General features: G+C 51.4%; 16 protein-coding genes. 5 read left to right on the top strand and 11 right to left on the bottom strand.

The annotated features are described in order from the left end of the window. Position 1: 1 nt before the first annotated feature. The 9 genes from QWI17_RS02045 to metG form a co-directional block, all read right to left on the bottom strand. Positions 2-2,371, bottom strand: a complete 2,370-nt coding sequence (locus QWI17_RS02045) for a putative bifunctional diguanylate cyclase/phosphodiesterase (protein ID WP_302720822.1) — start codon at positions 2,369-2,371, stop codon at positions 2-4. Positions 2,372-2,815: 444 nt separating this feature from the next. Further along, the gene (locus QWI17_RS02040; protein ID WP_302720821.1) at positions 2,816-3,643 is read right to left on the bottom strand and encodes a mechanosensitive ion channel family protein; all 828 of its coding nucleotides are present in this window, start codon (positions 3,641-3,643) and stop codon (positions 2,816-2,818) included. A 176-nt stretch (positions 3,644-3,819) separates the two neighbouring features. Then, entirely contained in the window at positions 3,820-4,536 is a 717-nt protein-coding gene (locus QWI17_RS02035) for an electron transport complex subunit E (protein WP_302720820.1), read from the bottom strand. Next, positions 4,529-5,185, bottom strand: coding sequence for an electron transport complex subunit RsxG (gene rsxG / locus QWI17_RS02030; RefSeq protein WP_302720819.1), 657 nt, complete (start codon positions 5,183-5,185; stop codon positions 4,529-4,531). Before rsxG ends, QWI17_RS02035 begins: the two co-directional genes overlap by 8 nt. Further along, entirely contained in the window at positions 5,185-6,237 is a 1,053-nt protein-coding gene (rsxD, locus tag QWI17_RS02025) for an electron transport complex subunit RsxD (RefSeq protein ID WP_302720818.1), read from the bottom strand. Before rsxD ends, rsxG begins: the two co-directional genes overlap by 1 nt. 20 nt (positions 6,238-6,257) lie before the next feature. Next, positions 6,258-8,555, bottom strand: a complete 2,298-nt coding sequence (gene rsxC, locus QWI17_RS02020) for an electron transport complex subunit RsxC (RefSeq protein WP_302720817.1) — start codon at positions 8,553-8,555, stop codon at positions 6,258-6,260. Further along, positions 8,555-9,190 (bottom strand): electron transport complex subunit RsxB, encoded by a 636-nt coding sequence (rsxB, locus tag QWI17_RS02015; RefSeq protein ID WP_302720816.1) that lies wholly within the window; start codon positions 9,188-9,190, stop codon positions 8,555-8,557. The genes rsxC and rsxB overlap by 1 nt, the downstream gene beginning before the upstream one ends. 10 nt (positions 9,191-9,200) lie before the next feature. Continuing rightward, a complete protein-coding gene (rsxA, locus tag QWI17_RS02010; protein ID WP_215977209.1) occupies positions 9,201-9,776 on the bottom strand; it encodes an electron transport complex subunit RsxA in 576 nt (191 codons plus the stop codon). Positions 9,777-10,013: 237 nt separating this feature from the next. Then, complete coding sequence (metG, locus tag QWI17_RS02005) at positions 10,014-12,020, bottom strand: methionine--tRNA ligase (RefSeq protein ID WP_302720815.1); 2,007 nt, start codon at positions 12,018-12,020, stop codon at positions 10,014-10,016. A 237-nt stretch (positions 12,021-12,257) separates the two neighbouring features. Here metG and apbC point away from each other — a divergent pair, with 237 nt between their 5' ends. After that, positions 12,258-13,349, top strand: coding sequence for an iron-sulfur cluster carrier protein ApbC (apbC, locus tag QWI17_RS02000; protein WP_302720814.1), 1,092 nt, complete (start codon positions 12,258-12,260; stop codon positions 13,347-13,349). Here the strand turns inward: apbC and QWI17_RS01995 are convergent. Further along, positions 13,346-14,230: a ChbG/HpnK family deacetylase gene (locus tag QWI17_RS01995; protein WP_302720813.1), complete on the bottom strand. Its 885-nt coding sequence runs from the start codon at positions 14,228-14,230 to the stop codon at positions 13,346-13,348. The two genes, apbC and QWI17_RS01995, sit on opposite strands and share 4 nt — an antisense overlap. Before the next feature lie 385 nt (positions 14,231-14,615). Between QWI17_RS01995 and dcd the strand changes: the two genes are divergently transcribed. Both dcd and QWI17_RS01985 read left to right on the top strand, forming a co-directional pair. After that, positions 14,616-15,185 carry a dCTP deaminase gene (gene dcd / locus QWI17_RS01990; protein ID WP_302720812.1) on the top strand — a complete coding sequence of 190 codons (570 nt, stop codon included), beginning with the start codon at positions 14,616-14,618 and terminating at the stop codon, positions 15,183-15,185. A 152-nt stretch (positions 15,186-15,337) separates the two neighbouring features. Further along, the gene (locus QWI17_RS01985; protein WP_302720811.1) at positions 15,338-16,171 is read left to right on the top strand and encodes a putative porin; all 834 of its coding nucleotides are present in this window, start codon (positions 15,338-15,340) and stop codon (positions 16,169-16,171) included. 177 nt (positions 16,172-16,348) lie between these two features. Here the strand turns inward: QWI17_RS01985 and QWI17_RS01980 are convergent, their stop codons facing one another. Continuing rightward, positions 16,349-17,029, bottom strand: coding sequence for an NUDIX hydrolase (locus QWI17_RS01980; RefSeq protein WP_302720810.1), 681 nt, complete (start codon positions 17,027-17,029; stop codon positions 16,349-16,351). Positions 17,030-17,220: 191 nt separating this feature from the next. Here QWI17_RS01980 and QWI17_RS01975 point away from each other — a divergent pair, with 191 nt between their 5' ends. Both QWI17_RS01975 and QWI17_RS01970 read left to right on the top strand, forming a co-directional pair. Beyond that, positions 17,221-19,614 carry a glycoside hydrolase family 3 N-terminal domain-containing protein gene (locus tag QWI17_RS01975; RefSeq protein WP_302720809.1) on the top strand — a complete coding sequence of 798 codons (2,394 nt, stop codon included), beginning with the start codon at positions 17,221-17,223 and terminating at the stop codon, positions 19,612-19,614. After that, on the top strand, positions 19,611-20,876 hold the full coding sequence (locus QWI17_RS01970) for a cellulase family glycosylhydrolase (protein WP_302720808.1): 1,266 nt from the start codon (positions 19,611-19,613) through the stop codon (positions 20,874-20,876). Before QWI17_RS01975 ends, QWI17_RS01970 begins: the two co-directional genes overlap by 4 nt. Positions 20,877-20,888: the final 12 nt, after the last annotated feature.

The raw sequence follows: 20,888 nt of genomic DNA, 5'->3' as shown, positions 1-20,888 counted from the left end.
CTTAACTGTTGTCCCTTATGAAACTTACCAGGTGCTGAGGCTTGTGGATTCCATAGCCTTGGCCGTAGTTAACTCCAATTTCAATCAGCAATTGTTTGGATGGCTCGTCTTCAACAAATTCCGCAATTGTTGTTTTTGAAAGAGTTTGGCCTATCTCGTTTATCGCTTTTACCATGGCTAAGTCTGTTTTATCACTGGTTATATCTCTGACAAAAGTACCATCTATTTTTAATGTGTCGACAGGTAAGCGCTTTAAATAGCTAAAAGACGACAGACCGGTGCCGAAATCGTCAAGGGCGAAGCTACAGCCGGTTTCGCCCAAGCTCTCCATAAACTGTACCGCATCCAGCAAATTGTTCACCGCGGCAGTTTCGGTTACCTCAAAACATATTTTGTGAGGGTCTACCTGGTATTTGTCGAATGCGTCGATGACAAACTGATAAAAATTTTTTTTGTCGAGCGATAGGCCTGATATATTAATATGACATTTATCGAGTTTACTGAGATGGTCAGGATACTGGCTGAGGGTGAGGAGTGTATGATTTACCACCCAGCGATCGATTTGCTGGGCGGCACCGAATCGTTCAGCGGCAGGTAAAAAAGCGGAAGGCGGGACAATTTCCCCGTTTTCATCCCTCAGACGAACAAGAACTTCATACGAGATATTGGATTCAGCCCTTTGTAGAGGTTCTATTTTTTGTGCATCGAGAAATAATCGGTTTTCATCTATCGCATCGCGAATTCTTGATATCCACTGTAATTCTCCGGCTCGCTCTTGGCGGTGTGAGTCATCTTCGCGCGCCAAGTAGACGAAGTTTCTACCTTTTTCCTTCGCCAAATAGCATGCAATATCTGCCGATCGCATAATCGACTCGGTATCCAGGTCTTCTTCTGAAATGGGAACAACGCCAATGCTACAGCTAATGTCATAGCTGTGTTTTTGACAGCTGAAATGAAAATCCTCAAGCGCGATACGTAGTTTCTCGGCAATTTTTCCGGCATCGTCGATTGAGCAATTTTCTAAAATCATTGCGAACTCATCACCACCGAGTCTTGCTAGCATATCCCCTTCACGTAAATTATGCGTAAACAAATCGGTAACTTGCTGAAGTAACCGGTCACCCGCTGAATGGCCAGAAGTATCATTGACGACTTTAAACTGATCTAAATCGATAAAACAAAGTGCATGAGTGACGCGCTCATTGCGAGCACGCGTTAGGGACTCGGCTAAACGGCGTTCGAACGCTCGCCTGTTGAAAAGTCCGGTTAAAATATCATGTGTGGCCTGAAAACTTAGTTCGTTGGAAAGCCTGCGAGACTCAGAAATATCTTCAATGATCAGTGTTAAATGATTGGCTTGCGAAGGTTGTTGCGAACGCGAGTAGGTAAGACGGGCCCATATAAAGTTGTTGCGTTTTGCCAGGCGCTGCTCAATGGTATAGCGGTCAATTCGACCGCGGTTGAGTTCTTGCCTACTCACTTCGTCCAGTGACCAGTCATCGGAATGAATTAAGTCTCGTATTTTTCTCCCCTTTAAACGCTCGGGCTGGGTACTTAGAATATCGCAGATGGCAGGGTTTATATCTTTAATGATTTCATTATCGCTTAAGTGAGCAATGCCAACCGCGGCCTGCTCAAAAATTGCCTGATACTTAAACTGAGAGCCCTCGAGAAGATGGTTTAGTCGTCTAACCAGCCAGAATGCAATGCCCGCCATTAACAGGATAAATGCGATGCTGCCTAACGTTAAGACGTGCGTTAACCAGCGAGCGGTACCCGTCATAACTTGACGAAACTGAGTTGACTGCTGTTCTAGATCCACATTGATAGCGCTCAGTTCTATCTGCAGTTGTTGAATCGCTTTGATGTCCGTTTGTGGTGCAGACCACAATTGCTCGAGCTCATTGGCAATACTTTCGGTCTTTAACAGCCCGACATCAGCGCGCTTCCACACCTCGAATGCTTTCTGCAGCTTTCCCAAGTTGCCAAAATAATCGAACAGCAAAATCATACGACTAGCATCGTCGGGATGATTATCACCTGCAATTAAGTAACTGGCGGCAATATCCAGGCTTTCACCAGATTCCATGGCCAGACGCGCCTGACGGTCTGCCAACGGAATTTTGAGGTATTTGCGCGCGCTTACTAGCTCGCGCGCGTGACCTGTGTCAGCGTAGCGAGCCAAATGGTAGGCGCTGCTAACTTGGGATTGCGTCCAGACCGACAGCCCGCTTAAGTAGCCTGACACAGCGGCCTGAACTTGAATCATTGCCACAATGACGCCGGTGGCGACGAGCAGTAGAGAAACCAGGCCTGCTATTAGAAAGGCAATCCTAATAGACTTTGAGTATGACTGATGGTGTTCGGGCACGTCCTGATGACCATTGCTTATAAGTATATGAGTAAGTTAAGCAGCTAAACCGCCGAAATTCACTATATTTATTGAATAGCGGCAATAGCGTTCGAGAGGGCCGGGTTGCAAAGGGGCGTTTGGCCTACCGGGCATGATCGATTTTAGAAAATTGATAAGCCTGAAGGGCCTGCAGGAGTATACTGTTAGGGAGCCTCTGATTAAGTCTCCAGTGGTCTCTGCGCGAGTCAAAACGTTCACTCGGCAAGGCGCGCTTCGCAGGCAATGGCCATAGTCCTTGGCAAGAGGTGCAACACAGCGGATGGACGTTTTGGCCGCGCCCTTCGGGGCTTGCAGAGCTTTCCGATCTCTGTGTTGGCTCCCCTCACCGGGCCATCGGCACGCCATCGGATCGTCGAAAAGCTCTGTAAGCCAGAGGCCACTGAGGACTTAATCAGAGGCTCCCTAAGCGTCTTCTTTCGACAAATGAACATCCATCTGCGGGAAGGGAATGCTTATACCGTTTTCATCGAAAGCCAATTTGATCTTTTCAGTGAGATCAAATTTAACCGGCCAAAAGTCAGCGCTATCGACCCATGGGCGAACCACAAAATTGACGCTGGAGTCCGCCAGTTCGCTAACCGCAATTTGCGGAGCGGGCTCGGCGAGAATGCGCTCGTCTGCCGCAACAACACTTTCCATAATCTCTTTGGCTTTTTTGATGTCGTCACCGTAGCCAATACCAAAAACCAAATCAACGCGGCGAGTTGGCAATGCCGAATAGTTGATGATGTTGCCCGAGTAAATAGCACCATTCGGTACGATAATTTCTTTGTTATCGGGGCTGTTTAATGTGGTGGTGAAAATACCGATGGTTTTTACCACTCCGGCGGTACCGCCGGCTTCAATGTAGTGACCTGCGGTGAATGGGCGAAATACCAACAATAAAAAACCCGCCGCAAAATTCTGCAGTGAGCCCTGCAAAGCCAGTCCAATGGCCAAGCCGGCTGCACCGATAAGGGCGATTAACGAGGTGGTGTCGACCCCAAGTTGGTCCAAGGCGGCAATAATGACGAAAATCAACAGTAGCGCGTTGGCAATGGCCTGGATAAATTCAACCAAAATATTATCGAGCTGGGTGCGTCTGAGCAGCTTGCCAATAAGGCCAACAAGAATCTTAACCACAATCTTACCGATTATGAAAATCAGCAGGGCGGTGCCAATATTGATACCCCATGGGATGATGTAATCATGGAGAATTTGTTCGGCGTTGTCTTGCTTAAATTCGAACATAATGCTTCCTTCACTAGACGAAATGGAGCCGACCTAAATGTAGTTCTGGGCGACAATTGGATGTGGCATGAGGCAGCGGCAGAAAGTGCCCGCCAAAGGTTCTCATATTATTAAGGCTAGAAGGGGAGTTTGGCAAGGCTTGGACCGATAAAAATGTCCAAGCCCTGCAGGGGTAATTAGGCGATTTTTCCAGTCGTGCGGACGCGTTTACTGCCCTTGACGGGTTTGTCTTTCTGCGCCGCTGCTTTGTCAGCCAAATGCTTATCGATGACATTCTTACCGGCAATTAAAATTCCGGTAATGATAAATGCGCCGGGCGGTAGTATGGCCACCAAGAAGCCGGGGTAGTCGGCAAACAGAGTCAGAGTCCAGTTGCGTCCCACTTCACCAAACAGCAAATGCATATTGGCGAACAGCGTCCCGGAGCCAATTATTTCACGAATCGCTCCCAATGTTACCAGTACTAGGGTAAAGCCTAAGCCCATCATAAAGCCGTCCCATGCCGCAGGTAGTATTGGGTTTTTACTGGCAAATGCATCGGCCCTGCCAAGAATGGCACAGTTGGTAACAATCAGTGGAATAAAAATCCCAAGTATGGTGTAAAGCTCATAGGTATAGGCCTGCATAAGTAACTCAATACAGGTGGTAAGCGATGCAATGATCATCACAAAGGCCGGGAGGCGAACGGCATCACTGACAGTTTTACGAATCAATGACACGGCCATGTTTGAGCTGGTCAGTACCAGCATAGTTGCCAGACCCAACCCCAGAGCGTTCACCACAGAGCCGGATACTGCCAACAAAGGGCAAAGTCCAAGTAGCTGAACCAGCGCCGGGTTATTGTTCCATAAACCTTTTTGGGCGATATCACCCCATTGGTTTGTATCACTCATGGCTGTCTCCGTTGTTGGCAGAGTCGGTCGGAATTTCAAACAACAGCGCGCGTTGTTGTTCTACTTGCTCCAGCGCACGTTTTACCTGGGCGGTTACGGCACGCGGCGTGATGGTTGCGCCGGTAAATTGATCAAACGCGCCACCGTCTTTTTTAACTTTCCATTGCTCGCGGGCTGGGTTTTGCAAACTTTTGCCATTAAAGCCCAAAATCCAGTCGCTTTTAGCCAAATCAATTTTATCGCCCAGCCCTGCAGTTTCCTTGTGCGACAAAGCGCGCACACCGGCTAAACTGCCATCTCGGTTGACGCCGATTAACAGGCGAATATCTCCACTATAACCGTCAGGAGCAACCGCTGGCAGGATTACGGCAATGACTTCATCTTCCTTGCGGGCTCGGTGAATTTTTTCGCCTTCTTCTAGTCCCAGTGCTGGCCACATTGCTTCAGGTATTGGCAAGGTATCGGCGAGTAAGTCGTTATCTATCCGCGATGACGGTACAAGTTCATTGAGTGCCCGGGCCGCTGCAGCGCGCTCAGCGGCCTGGATACGCTCCTTGGTGCCCGAGTGGGTAACCGCTAAAATGCCCGCAGTTACCAGAGCAAATAAACCGAGCAGTACACTATTTTTGCTGATGGAGGCGCCTAACATTAGGTGTCATCCTTTTTCGTTGCGCGTTGACTTTTGCTGTGGCCATAGGTGCGCGGCAAAGTGTAATAGTCAATAAAAGGAGCGGCAAAATTCATCAACAATACAGCAAAGGCAATTGCGTCAGGGTAGTTACCCCAAATGCGGATAATGTAAATCAATACGCCGATCAGCGCGCCATAAATTAACCGCCCTTTGTTGCTTACCGCAGAGCTTACCGGGTCGGTGACAATGAAGAATGCGCCGAGCATCGTGCCGCCAGACAATAGGTGAAACACTATGGAGCCACCGCTGGTAGAGCTGCCGCCGTCGTAAAATAAAAATGCCATTAATGATAGGCTCAACAGCATGGCCACCGGGGCGTGCCAGGTAAAAATGCGGCGATAAAGCAAAAAGGCGCCGCCCGCTAAAAAGGCAATATTGACCCACTCCCAACCGGCCCCGGCAAACTGACCTGCGCTCAATACCGGGTCTTGTAGATACGCATCACTGACTAACAGAGTGCTGTTCTGTTTTATGGTGTCGAGAGGTGTAGCGGCGGTATAGCCGTCGATACCTTGTCCCAGCCAGATTTGCTCCAGGGCTACAACAACTCCCGGTGTCTGGCCGCCAATATCCAGCGGCGCTGCCCACTGGCTCATTTGCAAAGGAAATGAAATTAGCAAAACGACATAGGCAACCATGGCGGGGTTAAAAGGATTAAAACCCATGCCGCCATAGAGTTGCTTGGCAAGAATAATCGCTATACCACTGCCCAGCACCACCAACCACCACGGACAATAGGGAGGCAGAGCAAGGCCCAGCAGAACACCTGTGACCAAAGCGCTGCAGTCGCGCAGGTAAAACATAACCGGGCGATGGCGTAATTTCATTACCAGGGCTTCGAATCCAAGCGCGGCAATACTGGCCAGTAGCACATTGTGCAAGGTGCCTAACCCAAAGAAGTACGTGAGTACGGCAAGCCCGGGTAGGGTGGCCAGCACGACAGTGCGCATCACCGACCCTGTGCCTAGGGCGCGGTGTGTATGGGGTGAAGATATGCGCAAAAGTGCCATTGCTGCGTCCGTTTCTCTGGTTAGGTTAACTCGGCCAACTGTTCGCGGGCCATGGCTAATTTTTCTTCCAATTTATTAACGCCGGTTTGAAAGGCGTCAATATTTTCATCATCTTCCTGTTTGGCTTTGGCCAGGCGCGCTTGCGCTTTCTCCAGCCGAGCTTCCAATGCAACGACCTGATTGCGCAATTTGTCTTCGGCGCTCATGGTCGCCATGGCGGCCGCTTTTGCTTTGGCCTTTTCAATGGCGCTGCTGGCCGCGTCGCTCGTAGCCGAATCCATCGGTGTGGGTTCGGCTACGGTGCTGGGTGCAATATCGTTCAACTCGCTTTGGGTGGTTGCGATTTTCTCTTTTAACTTTTCTGCACCTGTACGTAGCGCATCCAGTTTGTCAGAGCCTTCAGCTTGCGCTTCGCGTACCTTTTGCTCGGCCTTTTGCAAACGCTTATGTAGCGACTCAAGGCTTGAGCGCAGCTTTTCTTCCGGGCTCATGCTTACTTTTGCTTTGGCGCGCTCAATGGCAGCGGCCACTGGGTCATTGGATTTTTCCGCACTGCCACTGGCTGATTCTGTTTGAGACGCTACAGTTCCGCTCGCCGTCGCGGTGTCCGTAAACGCTTGCAGTTTTTTCTTGGCATCGGCCACTTTGAGTTCCGCCTGCTTAATACGCGAAGCTTGCTTTTCAAGCTGTTCGGGCGTCGCGTCCTCTTGCGGTTTGTGCGCTTGTCTTAGGCTGTCCTCAGCGGCGGCCAGCAAGCGCTGCAGCTTGGCTTGTTGCTTGCCGGTATCGGGGCTGGTGGCGGCCGCTTGTGTTTTTGCCTTCTCCACTGCGTCGGGCTCGGCCGTTTTTTGTTCGGCCAATTTCTTTTTTGCCTCTTCCGCGGCCTTCTTGCGCGCCTGGCGCTTAGCTTCTTTTTCCGCCTCTTCTTTGGCTATGCGATCCTGGCGGAACTCAAAGCGTCGCCGCGAGCGGTCGGACTTTTCTTTATCAATACGGTGTTGGCGAATTTCACCCTTGGCTGCACGGTAGTATTGCACCAGTGGAATATGACTGGGGCAGACGTAAGAGCAGGCACCGCATTCAATACAATCAAACAAGTTGTGCGCTTCGAGCTTTTCTAAATCTTCGCTCTGTGCATACCAGAAAAGCTGTTGTGGCAACAAGCTGGCAGGACAAGCTTCCGCGCACATGCCACAGCGAATACACGCTTGCGCAGGTTCTGGCGGCGGCAATTCTTTCTTGTCCGGAGCCAACAGGCAATTGGTGGTTTTAACCACGGGCACGGAAATGTCTGGAAGGCTGAAGCCCATCATGGGGCCACCCATGACCAGACGAGATGCGCGTTTATGATTGTAGCCGTGCTGCTCCAATACAAAGCTAACCGGAGTGCCCAACAAAACTTCAATATTCCGCTGGCTCTGCAATGCCTCACCCACTACCGTGGTAATACGCTTGACCAGTGGCTCGCCGAAGCGCACGGCTCGATAGATCGCTGCGGTGGTACCAACGTTTTGACACACGACACCAATTGAAGCTGGAATCTGTCCTGATGGCACTTCACGCCCGGTCAAAATTTGAATCAACTGTTTCTCGCCACCTGAGGGGTATTTGGTGGGAAAGCTCACTACCTGAATGGCGGTACCATCGGCCGCTTCGGTCAGCGCTGCAATTGCCTCGGGCTTGTTATCCTCGACGCCTATGACTACGCGCTCGGGCTGGTTCAGTAGTTTGGCTAAGATTTTAGCGCCAGCGACGACATCGTCGGCACGCTCGCGCATTAGAATATCGTCGGCGGTAATATAGGGCTCGCACTCGGTACCGTTAATAATGAGGGTATCAATCGGATGATTGGCGCGTGGGTTGAGTTTTACCGCGGTTGGAAAGCCTGCGCCGCCAAGCCCGGCAATGCCCGATTGGCGAATGCGCGACAAAATATCCTCTTTACCGCGAGTATCAAAATCTTCCCACGGTACAAGCGATACCCATTCATCTTTACCGTCGGTATCGAGAATAATGCACTGATCCGTCATACCGGAAGGATGCGGGACGGTATGCTCTACAATGGCGGCAATCCGCCCTGACGTCGGGGCGTGTACATTTGCACTGAATACGCCGTCGGCTTCTGCCACAACCTGTCCGCCGAGCACCAAATCGCCAACCTTGACGATGGGCTTGGCCGCGGCACCAATGTGCTGACTGACAGGCAGTATCAGCTGCGGAGCAATGGGAATGCTGCCCAGAGGCTCAACCAGCGATTGCGCTTTATTCTCCGGTGGGTGTACGCCCCCCGGAATATCCCAAACCTTTATCAATTCCATCAAGCTGCTTCACCGGTTTTTTGCGCTTGGCCGCGGCCGAGATCGGTTGCAATAAGATTTTCGGCTTGCTCGTGACTGGCCGGAGGTAAGTCCCAGCGCCATTCCTTGAGCGATGTTTCGACGGGTATCATATCGATACAGTCCACCGGGCAAGGTTCTACGCACAGATCACAGCCAGTGCATTCATCGGCAATAACCGTGTGCATTTGTTTGGCGGCGCCAAGTATTGCGTCCATAGGGCAGGCTTGAATGCACTTGGTACAGCCGATGCACTCGTCTTCGCGAATGACCGCTACGGTCGGTAATTCGGATTCCTCACCGTGCTCTTCGTCCAGTGTTGGTGCGTCCACGTCCAGCAAATCCGCCAATTCATTGATTGTGGTCTGGCCACCGGGGGGGCATTTATTAATAGCGTCGCCATTGGCAATGGCTTGGGCGTATGGCCGGCAGCCAGGGTAGCCACATTGTCCGCATTGAGTTTGCGGCAGAATACCGTCGATCTGCTCGACAATTGGGTCGCCTTCCACTTTGAAGCGGACAGCGGCAAACCCCAGCAGTGCGCCGAATAACAAGGCCAAACCAATCAAAGCGATTAGCGCGGCGGCAATGGGGTACTGTGTAATGGTTTCTAACATAAGCGTTTCGTTATACCAATCCGCCAAAGCCCATAAAGGCCAGTGACATAAGTCCGGCGGTAATCATGCCGATGGCTGCTCCCTTAAACGGGGTGGGCACATCGGCCACAGCCAGGCGTTCCCGCATGGCTGAAAATAAAATAAGTACCAATGAAAAACCCAGGGCTGCACCAAAACCAAAAATCGTGGATTCGACAAAGCTGTGAGCCTTTTGCGTATTTTGTAGCGCGACACCCAGCACGGCGCAGTTGGTGGTGATCAGGGGCAGAAACACACCCAGCACCCGATACAACAGCGGGCTGGTTTTTTCGATAAACATTTTCGCCAGCTGCACGACAACCGCAATCACCAGAATAAAGCTAATGGTGCGCATATACTCGAGCCCCAGTGGTTGCAGTACCCAAGTGGCCACCAAATAGCTACAAATCGATGCCAGCGTCAAAACAAACGTGGTAGCACTGGCCATGCCAATGGCGGTCTCCAACTTGTTGGAAACCCCCATAAAGGGGCACAGGCCCAGAAACTGAACCAGTACAAAGTTATTCACCAAAATTGTGCTGAGCAAAATAACCGCTAAATCGGTCATGCTGTTCACCTCGAAGTTAGTCCCGCTAGGGCCTGTTCACACTCATCATTGTGAGCAGGCCCCAGGACCATAGCGCTTAGGGCGCATTATCCCGGATGCACCCGGCGCGGTTCAATATAAAAACGAATCTCATTTAGGTTGATTGGGTATATGCTTATAAATGGAAAACGGTGAGCGGGGAACGGTCGACGAAAAAACCACTTCGTTCACCGTATGCCGTCACCCGTAATCCGTATATTACATAACCCTCTGACCTGGCAGCGCGCCTTGGTCGGGCTCCAGCAGGTAAATCTCTTTACCACCGGGGCCTGCGGCCAGCACCATGCCCTCTGACATGCCGAACTTCATTTTGCGCGGCTTGAGGTTGGCCACCATCACGGTTAAGCGGCCTTCGAGATCTTCTGGCTTATAAGCCGATTTAATGCCCGAGAATACGTTGCGGGTCTCGCCCCCGATGTCGAGCGTGAGCTGCAGCAGCTTGTCCGCTCCTTCGACATGACTGGCGGCAACAATTTTGGCCACGCGCAGATCTACCTTGGCAAAATCACCAAACTCGATCTCGTCGCACAGGGGCTCGTCAGCTAAAGGCCCCGTCGCCTTGGGGGCGGCTTCTTCTTTGCTGGCTTCAATCATAGCGTCGACCTTGTCTTTTTCGATGCGTTGCAACAGAGGCTTGAATTTATTGATGGCGCCGCCGCGGTAGGCGAGGCTATCGGCCCAGGATAAGGTTTCACCGAGGAACTCTTCGGCGCGCTCGGCCAGCAGCGGTAAAACCGGTTTGAGAAACGTCATCAGGGCGCGGAACATATTTACGCCCAGGGAACACACGTCGACCACTTCGCGCTCGCGGCCTTCTTCTTTGGCCATTTTCCAGGGTTCGGCGGCGGCAATATACTCGTTGGCGGCATCGGCCAGAGCCATAATGTCGCGCATGGCTTTGCTAAAGTTGCGCTGCTCGTAGTGCTCGGCAATCACGCTTTCCGCATCGACAAAGCGCTGCCACAGCTCGGTATCGGCAGGCGCGTCGCTCATGCTGCCACCTGCTTTGGCGACAAACTTGGCGGTGCGACTGGCAATATTCACCACTTTACCCACCAGGTCAGAATTGACCCGGGCGATAAAGTCGTCGAGGTTCAAGTCTAAATCATCCACGGCACTGGTCAGTTTTGCGGCGAAGTAGTAGCGCAGGTACTCGGGGTCTAAGTGCTGCAGATAAGTCTGGCCATTGATGAAGGTGCCGCGCGACTTCGACATCTTTTTACCGTTAACGGTGACAAAGCCGTGCACATTGACTTTGGTTGGCGTGCGTAGCTCGGCCGAATGCAGCATCGCGGGCCAGAACAGGGCGTGGAAATTGACGATATCTTTGCCAATAAAGTGGTGCACTTCGCACTCACTGTCTTTGCTCCAAAACTCCTGCCAGTCCATGCCCTGTTGGTCGGCGAAGTTTTTTAAGCTGGCGATATAGCCGATGGGGGCGTCCAGCCAGACATAAAAATACTTGCCAGGGTGACCAGGGATTTCAAAGCCAAAATAGGGCGCGTCGCGGGAGATATCCCACTCTTGTAGGTCCGCATCCAGCCACTCGGCCACCTTGTTGGCGACCTCATCTTGCAAGTGGCCGGCGCGGGTCCAGTCTTTCAGAAAGTCCGCAAACTCTGGCAACTTAAAGAAAAAGTGCTCAGATTCTTTTGGCACTGGGGTGGCGCCGGTGAGAGCGGAAATTGGGTTGATGAGGTCCATGGGGCTATAAGTAGCACCGCAGGCTTCACAGTTGTCGCCGTACTGATCCTCGGTCTTGCACTTGGGGCAGGCGCCTTTGATGTAGCGGTCGGCTAAAAACAGTTGTTTTTCCGGGTCAAACGCCTGGGTGATAGAGCGGCGCGCGATATGCCCTTTGGCTTCAAGGCGTTTATAGATCAACTCCGACAACTCGCGGTTTTCGGTCGAGTGAGTGGTGTAGAAGTTATCGTGCTTTACCAAGAAGCCTTCGGCTACCGACTTGTGCGCGGCGTGCATATTTTCAATATGCTGCTCGGGGCTTATGCCTTGCTCTTCAGCCTTGAGCGTAATGGCGGTGCCGTGGGCGTCGTCAGCGCAGAAGTAATAACACTCGTGCCCGCGCAAATTCTGGAATCGGACCCAAATATCGGTCTGAATCTGCTCCATAATGTGGCCCAGATGCAATTCGCCATTGGCGTAGGGCAATGCACTGGTGACCATAATTTTGCGGCGAGTAGTCATAGCTGTCCTGTTTTCTGGGGCGCTTTGTGGGCGCCTGGTTACGACCCAAGGATGGACGGTCGGAAAAATTGGTGCGGCACTATAGCATTTTTTGACGGTATTTTGGATGATTTTTCAATCGCTTAGGACTAAATCTTACCGTGGAAAAGGAACCCCCTGTGTGGTCTCATAAGGCTTGTAAAGCGCGGTTTTGCCCCCACCATCTACGTCATGAATACACTGTAAAGAGATACCACTATGCCAGCTCTGGAACCCCGGGCACTTACCACAGCGTTGGGCGAGGTGCAGGACCCAAACCTCAACTTATCGCTAGCCGCACTGAATATTCCCCACGAGGTGCGCGTTGACGGCGCAAAGGTATTTGTGTCGGTCACCATGGGGTACCCGGTGGGCCATGATACACGCCTCGCCGAGCGCATTCGTGCGGCGTTGCTAGATGTACCTGGAGTGGACGCCATCGAGCTCACATTAGACTGGCAGGTGGCAGCGCACCCGGGGGCAAACTCCATTGCCGCCATTCCCGGTGTCAAAAACATCATCGCTGTGGCCTCGGGTAAAGGCGGCGTGGGTAAGTCCACGACCACTGTGAATCTGGCACTGGCACTGGCGGCCGAGGGTGCTCGGGTAGGTATTTTGGATGCCGATATTTACGGTCCGAGTCAGCCGCAAATGCTGGGCATCGGTGCCCGCCGGCCCGAGATTGTGGGCGAGGGCAAAGAGCAGCAGATGGTGCCGATTGATGCACATGGCGTTCAGTCAATTTCCATGGGCTATTTGGTGACCGAGCAAACCCCCATGGTGTGGCGAGGGCCTATGGCCAGCGGTGCGCTCAAGCAGCTGTTAATGCAAACGCGCTGGGACGATCTCGATTATCTGCTGATTGATATGCCGCCCGGTACCGGTGATATCGCCCTGACGCTGTCGCAGAGTGTGCCGGTGAGCGGCGCTGTGGTGGTAACAACACCGCAGGATATTGCCTTGCTCGATGCGAAAAAGGGCATTGAAATGTTTCGTAAGGTCAGTGTGCCGGTACTGGGGGTGGTTGAAAATATGGCCGTTCACACCTGCTCCGAGTGCGGCCACAAAGAACATATATTCGGCACAGGCGGAGGCGAGCGTATTGCCCGTGATTATGATACCGAGCTACTGGGAGCCTTGCCTTTGTCGCTGGCCATACGCCGTGACGCCGATAGCGGAAAACCGTCTGTGGTCGCCGATGCCCAAAGCCCCGAGAGTTTAGCCTACATTGATGCGGCTCGTCGTTTAGCGGCTCGGCTGTGGATCGATGGTCAGCAGGCGGGGCCCGCGACCATCATCGAGACCGATTAAGGCTGGCTAAACGGGTTGTCGGTCATGTGATAGTTTATAAACTCAATGTCATCGCCTCGGGTGAATTCTGCAAACTCGGGGGATAGCAACATATCGAGCTCAGAGCCGCGGTGCAGCGCCACCAGAGGCTCCATTTCTGCGGTATTCATTGTGGCGTTGTTAAGGTCAATCAGCGCCTGCATTTCCGGTTGATTGCGGGCCGCGTGAATAACCAGCACATTGACCTTGTCTTTCTCAAGCGAGTTCTTCAGGTGACTTAAAAACCGGGATTGCTTCTCTTCGATGGGGACATCAAACATGGTGGTGACTGCCTCGCCCATGCGCATCGACATTCTCAATTCATACTTTTGGGCCAGCCCGGTGACCACCGCAAGCAGTTCCGGTGTGGCTAGCGCCGTACGCATATGGTAGTCAACGTACGCGATGTTTAATCCCGTAGCCAGCGCGCGCTGAATCTGCGCTTCTAGTTCCAGGCGAACTTCGTCCAGGCTTATCTGTTGCTCCAGAAACTGTGCCGTTGACGGGTAGAAATAGCCGGTATCGTTGATCAGTGAGGGCACCTCATTGCGACCAGCGATCGGCCCCCAACGATAGTGTCGCCACTCAGCGTTGAGAGTGAGGTGAACGCCTACCGAGATGTGTGGGTTGGCTTTGAGTATTTCCACACCCTCCTGATACCAGGGGGTGGTAAACATAACCGACGCTGCAAACGGGATGTTCAGCGCCGCAAGATCCGCCAATCCTTGATTGGTGGCGTGGGTCATACCGATATCGTCGACCCTTAGGATCAGTCTTGCTTGGTCGCTGGCGAATACGCCGGTGCTTAAGCCTGAGAAGATCAAGCCCCAGAAAAAAGTGGTCAATCTGTGTCGTATAGCCATTAATGTCTCCTTTTTCCCGATCTTCCACCCTCAGATACAACGTTGTCAATTGAATAAATGTCGGGAAATGTTTACATCTGTGTCCCAGGTTGGGTTGCAAGCGCTGCCAGCATCAGTTGTAGCTCGGCTGGAGTCGCGCTCGTTGGGATTGCCAAAGGTAGGGGGGTATGGTTTGGCCAGTTGGGGTGTCGAGTAAGGTGAGGGTGACTCGGCGCGGCCGCCCACGCACCTATTCAAGATGACACTGGGCGATCCTGACTTCGGTGGCCTGCGGTCGTTATTATATGTGCTTGCGGGCCTTTTGTTATTCGTTGCTGCACACTTTAATCAACCCCATAAAAAGGCTATCATGCGCCCACTTTTTAACACCTTATCAGGAGAGACAATGAGCATTAAGTCGGATAAGTGGATGCGACGCATGGTCGAAGAGCAGGGTATGATTGAGCCTTTCGAGCCTGGCCAGGTTCGCTTTGATGAAAATGATCAGAGAATTGTCTCCTACGGTACCTCGAGTTACGGTTACGATGTACGCTGCGCCGACGAGTTCAAGATTTTTACCAACGTCTACTCCTCGGTGGTGGACCCCAAGAACTTCGATGAGAATAGCTTTGTCGATGTAAAAAGCGATGTTTGTATCATTCCCCCCAACTCTTTTGCTCTGGCTCGCACCGTAGAGTACTTTCGCATACCTCGCTCGGTACTGACCGTGTGTTTGGGAAAATCGACTTACGCTCGCTGCGGCATTATCGTCAACGTAACGCCGTTGGAGCCCGAGTGGGAAGGCCATGTGACATTGGAATTTTCCAATACCACACCGCTGCCTGCCAAAATTTACGCCAACGAAGGCGTAGCGCAGATGCTGTTTTTTGAGTCAGACGAAGTCTGTGAAACCAGTTACAAAGACCGCGGCGGTAAGTATCAGGGCCAGCGCGGTGTGACCCTGCCGAGAACATAATCAGGCTTTGCTTGACCAAGTTCCTCCGGTGCCGCCGGAGGAACTAATTCCCCACCTTTAAGTCTACCTCAGCGTGTGTTGTCCGCGCACCTGCCGATATAACAAGTTAAAAAAGGAATAGGGAGAGTTGTTAGTTTTTATAGAGACAAATTATGGAAATAATAGCGACTAAATTTTTAGTGACACCCGCTTTGTTATTGAGTGTTGCCGCGCAGGCGGATATGGCCTCTCTCAATCTCGAAAGCGAATATCAATTCGAGTTACGAGGCAGTTATACCTATGACGACCAACCCATTGCTTCGCTTGATTTTGATTCCCAGGCCTATGGTGTAGAGGCGAGCTATTTTTACGCACCCGTCAAACTGGGACAGCAACCCTATGCCGAGGCGGCTTTTTTACAGGGGGTAAGCTCCCTTGAGTTATCCATGCAGCGCAGAGAAACAGAAAGCCGCTTCACAGACTGTGCTAGTTGCAATGCAGCGTCTTCAACTTACGATTACCTCACCTTAACATCCCGCAGCTATGTCGCAGATTATCTCTATTTGGAAGGCACCTACAGCTATTCTGATTACGAGTATCAGTCTTTCAATTCAACCAGTAGCAACGATTCGGACTTTTGGTTCGCCTCTATTGGTGTGATGCCGCTAGAGGGATTGTTGATTACTACGGATTTTAATAAACGCAATTCGCTTTTCGAAAATGGATGGAACCTGGGGGCGAAGTATGTGGTGCCCGTGACCGAAACGGCTGCCATTAATATGGAGGCGACCTACTCGGACCCCGACATCGGTGATGATACCTGGTTGCTTGAGGCAGATTATTACTTTACTCCGACTTTGAGTTTAGGGGGTAGCTACAGTACTCAAAGCGAGCTGTATACGGCGCGTTCTACATGGTATTGGAGTAAGTCTTTTGCTGTGGACGTAGAATATCAGGAGCAGTATCTCGGGGATAGCTATACTATCGGAGTGAGCACACGTTTTTAGCTTTGGATTGTGAATCGTTGCTTATGTACTTCTGTGTTATAGAAAGGGCCGGCCAATAGCTGGCCCTTTTTCATGGCTGGTACTATTTGCAAATCCGCTCAAGCCAGCCGGAAATTTTTCGAGCTAATTGTAGGGTTAGAATACTCGCATCATCGCCCCGTGTTTGTCTGTGACTTGCTAAGCGCTAAATGCCATCGGTAGCCCAGTAGCGGCAAGCGTTTCATAGGCTTGGGAATTGAATGTGTACACGGTGGATAGCCGGCCTTGAGGTGAGCGGGCTTTTTCTTGTGTGGCCGTGAGCAAATTATTGCGCTGTAGCTTGCGACGAAAATTGGGAGCGTCAAGTTCAATATCGAGTAGCGTTTCGTACAGGTCTATTAATTCGCCAATCGTAAATTTGACAGGCAAGATGTCGCGGCCCATAGGGTGACTGCTCACCGTACTTTTGAGGGCTCGGCGGGCCAGGTTAAGAATCTTTGTGTGATCGAAAATCAAAGTAGGAACTTTATCCAATGAATACCATTGAGTGCAAACATCGTGATTGTTTTTTAGCTCAGAGCACTTATCGCAATGCGTAATCATCCAGAAAGCCGTACCGATGGCTCGCTCACTTGGGTGCCGGTTCAAGGCTGAAAAAGTATAATATTGTTTGAGTGTTGCCGACTCTAATCCCGTTCTTTCTTTTAAGATTCGTTCGGCCGCTTGCTCCAGTGTTTCGGTTGGGTGTAACCAGTCGCCGGGCAGTGCGTGCTGCCCCTGCAGTGGTCCGCGCAGGTACTGTGTAACCAGAACGTACAGCTGTCTCTTGTTGTAACCAAAGACCACGTTGTCGACAGAGTGTAGGTACGGTGTTTTCATTGTTATAAAGTTTGGTAAATTTGACGAATAAAGCTGGATTTAGCTAAGTGTCCGGAGGACAATTAGTGAAATTACCATAATAAACCTCGCATAACTACTATTGGTACAGGCGGCAACCCTTAGTTAGCCCAGGGGTTGACGGTCGCATGGAGTTGGTGAGTTTAAGCGATGCCCAGCAATGGAGAAGTGATATGCGCCACCGCAGTGACCGCACCCATCTCGACCGTAACGCCGCAGCGGACATCCGCATCGAGAAATTGCTCAGCCAAATGTCCTACAAGGAAAAAGTGGCCCAAGTGCAGTCTGTACTCGCAGGGCGGCAGGCTTTCGAGAGCGAGGAGGGCGAGTTTCAGAGCGATTTGGTGGGCGAACACCTAAAGCAGGGAATTGGTCATGTCGCTCGACCTGCAGAAAATAAAGCCACCGTGACCCCCAATAAATCAATTGCCGCCACCATCAATTTTGTAAATGCGACGCAACAGTGGTTGTTAGACAGCACTCGCCTGGCGATACCTGCCATTTTTCACGAAGAGGCGTTGCACGGTCATGCCGCTCAAGGTGCAACCAGCTTTCCTCAGGCTATTGCCATGGCCAGTACATTCTCACCAGAGCTCGTCGAGCGGGTACACGAGGCCATTGCGCGCGAGGTCAGAGCTCGCGGAGGCAACCAGGTACTATCGCCAATATTAGACGTGGCGCGTGATCCTCGCTGGGGGCGGATAGAAGAAACCTTCGGGGAAGATCCATATTTGGTGTCTGCAATGGGGCTGGCTGCACTGGCTGGTTTGCAAGGGCAAGACCCTGATTGTATTGCCGAAGATAAAGTATTGGCCACGTTAAAACACTTAACGGGCCATGGTCAGCCCAGTGGTGGTTTGAATACGGCGCCTGCAGAAATGGGCGAGCGCGCGCTGCGTGAAATTTTCTTGCTCCCGTTTGAAGTGGCCGTGAAGCTGGGTGGGGCGAGCTCGATTATGGCCTCTTACAATGAGATTGACGGTATTCCGTCTCACGTAAATAAAACCATTTTGAATAATATTGTGCGCGAAGAGTGGGGGTATCAGGGCAGCATAGTGAGTGACTACTTTGCGATTGATGAGCTGGTAACAAAGCATCAACTTTGCGCAACAAAAGAGGCCGCTGCAGATCGTGCATTGCATGCGGGTGTGGATATAGAACTCCCCGATGGCGATGCCTTTGCCGCGTATTTTGCCCATCCTAATCAGGTGAATTTAGCAGCGCTTGATGCTGCGGTGTCGCGAATCTTGCGCAATAAACTGCAGTTAGGATTGTTCGAGCAGCCTCACATCCCAAAAAGTCTTGAGCCGGAGCTGATTGGTTGCGGCAAGCATGTTCAACTAAGCCAGCGCGTGGCAGAGCAGGCTATCGTTTTGCTTAAAAATGATAAGCAGTTACTGCCGCTCGATGCGGATTCGCTAACAACGCTGGCCGTTATTGGGCCGCACGTTCACGAAACTTTATTGGGCGGTTACTCGGATGTGCCTAGCCACACAATATCGGTGCTCGATGGTATTCAAAACTACTTACGGGCTAAAGATGTAAAAGTAGTGTCCGCGCCGGGCGTTAAGTTAACTGAAAATCACTGGCAGGCCGGCTACGATTCGATTGCAGCAAATACGCTATCAAAAGAGCGTTGGCATACGGACCAGGTTGTATGCGCCGAGAGCGAAGAAAACAGTCAGCTTATAGAGCAAGCTAAGGCGGTTGCCCTAGAGTCTGACGTGGTCGTACTAGTGGTTGGTGATAATGAATCAACTTGCCGTGAGGCTTGGTCTGAGTCGCATTTGGGTGATGTGTCCTCTTTAAAACTGCCCGGGGATCAAGAAACACTCGTACAGGAAATTGTAGCTGCGGGTAAACCGATCGTGCTGGTGCTCAACAATGGCAGACCGTATGCCTTAGAGTCCGTGGCTGAGGCTATGCCGGCCGTACTGGAGGCCTGGTACCTGGGGCAAAACACCGGTGCAGCTTTAGCGAATGTACTGTTTGGTGTGGTGTCTCCCAGTGGCAAATTGCCGGTTAGCTTTCCGCGTTCCGCCGGTCATATTCCGGCCTACTACAATTACAAGCCTACCGCTAAACGCGGTTATGCCTTTGGCGACACGAATGCACTGTTTTGTTTTGGGCATGGTTTAAGCTACTCGACATTTGAGTACTCCGGATTGGAAGTCGATGAATCGCGAGTTTTGAGTAATGGTTACTTGAGATTGCATTTTCATCTGCAAAATATCGGTCAGCGTGATGCGTATGAAACGCCTCAATTGTATATTCGCGATCAGCATGCGAGTGTGACCCGCCCAGTTCAGGAACTTAAAGGTTTTAAAAAGGTGTTCCTCGCAAGCGGGGCAGAAGTCCGATTGACATTTAAGGTGCCTGTATTTCATTTGGCGTTTTACGACCTGGAGATGAAACGTGTGGCCGAGGCGGGAAAGTTTACGCTATCCGTAGGCGCGTCATCTTCGGATATACGGCTCAGCGCGGAGTTTGAGTTGGCACAAGATGTTGTGAATCCACCCATTAAAATGACCGAGTACGTAGTTTCTACATTGGAGGAGAGTACATGAAAATTATAAACCTTGGCGTGATTGCCGCGCTGGCCAGTGTGCTAGCCAGTATCTGTGCCAATGCATCGACTTTGCGTGTAGAGAATGGAGCAATAAAAACTGCTGCGGGCGAACCGCTGGTCATGCGTGGTTTCAATGAAATGTTTGTTTGGTCAAATGATCCGACGGGCGAGCGATTGATCCCCGAAGTTGCGCAGTCTGGGGCGAACACCCTGCGTTTGGTGTGGAGCTATAAATACCCTAATACGCAAGACTTAGTCAGCCTGATTGACCGCACCATTGCGCATAAAATGGTGCCGGTTATTGAGTGCCACGATGCCACCGGTAAGTGGGGGGAAGAACTGCAAAAATGCGTGGACTTTTGGAAAGACCCGGTCATTACAAAGGCCATTGAGTCCAACCGACAGTGGGCCATATTGAATATTGCGAACGAAGCAGGTGGGCACGATATAAGTGATGAGGATTTCCTCGCCACCTATAAAAAGGCCATTACTGAGTTGCGCGATTGGGGGTACACAGTCCCCATAATGATTGACGCTGCGATTTGGGGGCAAGATATCGCTCAACTACTGCGCACAGCGCTGCATTTATTGGAGCACGATCCTCTGCAAAACGTGATTTTTGCAGCCCACTCCTATTGGTCAGAGCAGGACAGTATTGCCAATTATGAATTGGCTGCGAACAGTGCGCGAGAGCAAGGTGTGGCACTGATTATTGGAGAGGGGCCATCGGTTACCCGTGTCGGTCAGTGCGAAAACCCCAAACCTTTGCCTTATTTAGAAGGGATGGAGATCTTGCAAAAAGCGGACATTGGTTGGCTTAACTGGTCTTGGGGCGGCATGAAAAACGGTGATTGTGATGACTACCTCTACTTTGATATCACCCGTCAGGGCGAATTTGGCCGCTGGACGCATGAGCCGGGTGCGCAGATTGTAGCGCTTAGCCCGAACAGTGTTATGCAGACCTCAAAGCGACCCGCGTCTTTTTACGCAGACGGCAAGGTTGATGTAGCCGGAGTGTACGTTTATGTCGAGCAAACAGCGTTGGCTGTCGATGCAACATCAAAGTATCAGGTACTACTTGCGCCTATTAACGCTCACAATCAGAGCTACACAGTGGTGTGGGAAGGAGACGCAAATGCCGTTGAGCTGGATAGGGATACGATGACGCTAACCGGGAAAAAAGTAGGTGAGGGCGAGCTGGTGGTAACCACTGAGGATAGTAGTTTGATTTGGCGAGTGCCTGTTACTGTCACAAAATAATGGAAACTGTGG

Source organism: Gilvimarinus gilvus, assembly GCF_030518155.1.
Lineage (GTDB): Bacteria > Pseudomonadota > Gammaproteobacteria > Pseudomonadales > Cellvibrionaceae > Gilvimarinus > Gilvimarinus gilvus.
Note: the sequence above shows the minus strand (reverse complement) of the source record. Positions and strands in the feature narration are given on the sequence as shown.